The organism is Micromonospora chalcea (assembly GCF_002926165.1).
Taxonomy (GTDB): Bacteria; Actinomycetota; Actinomycetes; order Mycobacteriales; family Micromonosporaceae; genus Micromonospora; species Micromonospora chalcea.
Genome location: NZ_MAGP01000071.1, coordinates 1 through 2,016 on the forward strand (window position 1 = coordinate 1; position 2,016 = coordinate 2,016).

A 2,016-nucleotide genomic window follows, 5' to 3' on the forward strand; every position below is an offset into this window, starting at 1 on the left:
GCCGGGTGACGGCCACCCGGCGTTGCCGGTCGGCGGGGTGCCGGTGCCGGACGAGTGGCGGCCGCCGACCCAGCGCAGCGGCCAGCCGGAGTGGCGCCAGCCGCCCCCGGAGTGGCGTCAGCCCGAATCGGCGCGTCGCGAGCCCGAATCGGCGCGCCGCGAGCCCGAGCCCGAGCCGCAGTGGCGTCAGCCGGAACCGCAGTGGCGTCCGCCGGACCCGGAGCGGCGTCTGGCCGATTCGCAGCGCCGCGAGTTCGAGCCGGAGTGGCGTCAACCCGAACCGGAGTGGCGCCAGGGCGAGTCGCAGTGGCGTCCGGCCGAGCCGGAGTGGCGTCAGCCGGAACCGCAGTGGCGTCAGCCGGAACCGGAATGGCGAGGCTTGGAGCGCGGCGCCCACGGCCAGCAGCGGGACACCGCCGACCGCTGGCGCTGAGCGTCCGGGACGGCCGTCACTTGTCGATGTCGCCGACCACGAAGAACATCGAGCCGAGGATGGCGATCAGGTCGGGCACCAGGCAGCCGGGCAGCAGCGACGACAGCGCCTGCACGTTCGCGTACGAGGCGGTGCGCAGCTTCATCCGCCACGGCGTCTTCTCGCCCCGGGACACCAGGTAGTAGCCGTTGATGCCGAGCGGGTTCTCGGTCCAGGCGTACGTGTGCCCCTCCGGCGCCTTCAGCACCTTCGGCAGCCGGGTGTTCACCGGGCCGCTGATCCGGTCCACCCGGTCCAGGCACTGCTCGGCGAGGTCCAGCGAGACGTACACCTGGTCGAGCAGCACCTCGAAGCGGGCGTGACAGTCCCCGGCGGTCTTCGTCACCACGGGCACGTCGAGCTGGTCGTAGGCCAGGTACGGCTCGTCGCGACGCAGGTCGAGGTCGAGCCCGGAGGCGCGGGCGACCGGCCCGGACGCGCCGAACGCGGCGGCGTCGGCGGCGGAGAGCACGCCGACCCCGACGGTACGGGCCAGGAAGATGTCGTTGCGCCGGATCAGGTTGTCCAGGTCGGGCATCCGGCGGCGTACCTCGGCGATGGCGGCGCGGGCGCGTCCGGTCCAGCCGGACGGCACCTCCTCCTTCAGGCCGCCGACCCGGTTGAACATGTAGTGGATCCGGCCGCCGGAGACCTCCTCCATCACCGCCTGGATGGTCTCCCGTTCCCGGAACGCGTAGAACATCGGCGTGATCGCGCCGATCTCCAGCGGGTACGAGCCGAGGAACATCAGGTGGTTGAGCACCCGGTTCAGCTCGGCCAGCGCCATCCGCAGCCAGGTGGCGCGTTCCGGCACCTCCATGCCCATCAGCCGCTCGACCGCGAGCACCACGCCCAGCTCGTTGGAGAACGCCGACAGCCAGTCGTGCCGGTTCGCCAGCACGATGATCTGCCGGTAGTCGCGTACCTCGAAGAGCTTCTCCGCTCCCCGGTGCATGTAGCCGACGATCGGTTCGGCGGCGACCACCCGCTCGCCGTCGAGCACCAGCTTCAGCCGCAGCACGCCGTGCGTCGAGGGGTGCTGCGGCCCGATGTTGAGCACCATGTCGGTGCCGAGCTGCTCACCGCCCGCGCCGGTGCCGACTGTGAGCTCGCGGAGGTCGGCGGCGTCCGTGGTCATGCCCGTCATCGTGCCACGACCGCGTCGAGCGCGACGCCGACCGGCTGCCGCAGCCACAGGTGCCCGCCGAGCCCGGCCGGGTCGGTCAGCTCGGCCGCCGCCGACGCCGCGGCGTCCGCCCGCAGGTAGCCGGCCGGGTCGCGGGAGGCCAGGCTCAGCGGCGGTCGCCCGCCGTCGGCCCCGAGCGCCCACAGCGCCTCCCGCTGAGAGACCACTGAGTACGCGCACCGCGCGACCCGCTCACCGGCGGAGGCGACCGAGTCCATGGCGACGTGCGCCGTCACGTCGCACGACCCGTCCGGAACCGGCGGCACCTGCCGCCCACCCCGATACCCGGTCAACGTCCCGTCCAGGGGACGCGAGTCCCGCAGGTGCCCGTAGTCCACCGCAAGCGCCAGCCCCCGCG

General features: G+C 73.3%; 2 protein-coding genes and 1 pseudogene. 1 reads left to right on the top strand and 2 read right to left on the bottom strand.

The window, feature by feature from the left end; all coding sequences use genetic code 11:
• Positions 1 to 433, top strand: a pseudogene (locus BAW75_RS07600) (hypothetical protein); the annotation flags it as partial.
• Positions 434 to 449: 16 nt separating this feature from the next.
• Here BAW75_RS07600 and BAW75_RS07605 read toward each other — a convergent pair.
• Together BAW75_RS07605 and BAW75_RS07610 are read right to left on the bottom strand one after the other, a co-directional pair.
• Entirely contained in the window at positions 450 to 1,619 is a 1,170-nt protein-coding gene (locus tag BAW75_RS07605) for an NADH-quinone oxidoreductase subunit D (protein ID WP_176722867.1), read from the bottom strand.
• Positions 1,616 to 2,016, bottom strand: a 401-nt coding sequence (locus tag BAW75_RS07610; RefSeq protein WP_208635200.1) for an SAM-dependent methyltransferase, incomplete at its 5' end; no start/stop codon positions are given. The genes BAW75_RS07610 and BAW75_RS07605, both read right to left, overlap by 4 nt.

Excerpts from the sequence above, each read along its gene's own strand:
- BAW75_RS07605 (WP_176722867.1), bottom strand. The coding sequence starts at position 1,619 with ATGACGGGCATGACCACGGACGCCGCCGACCTCCGCGAGCTCACAGTC.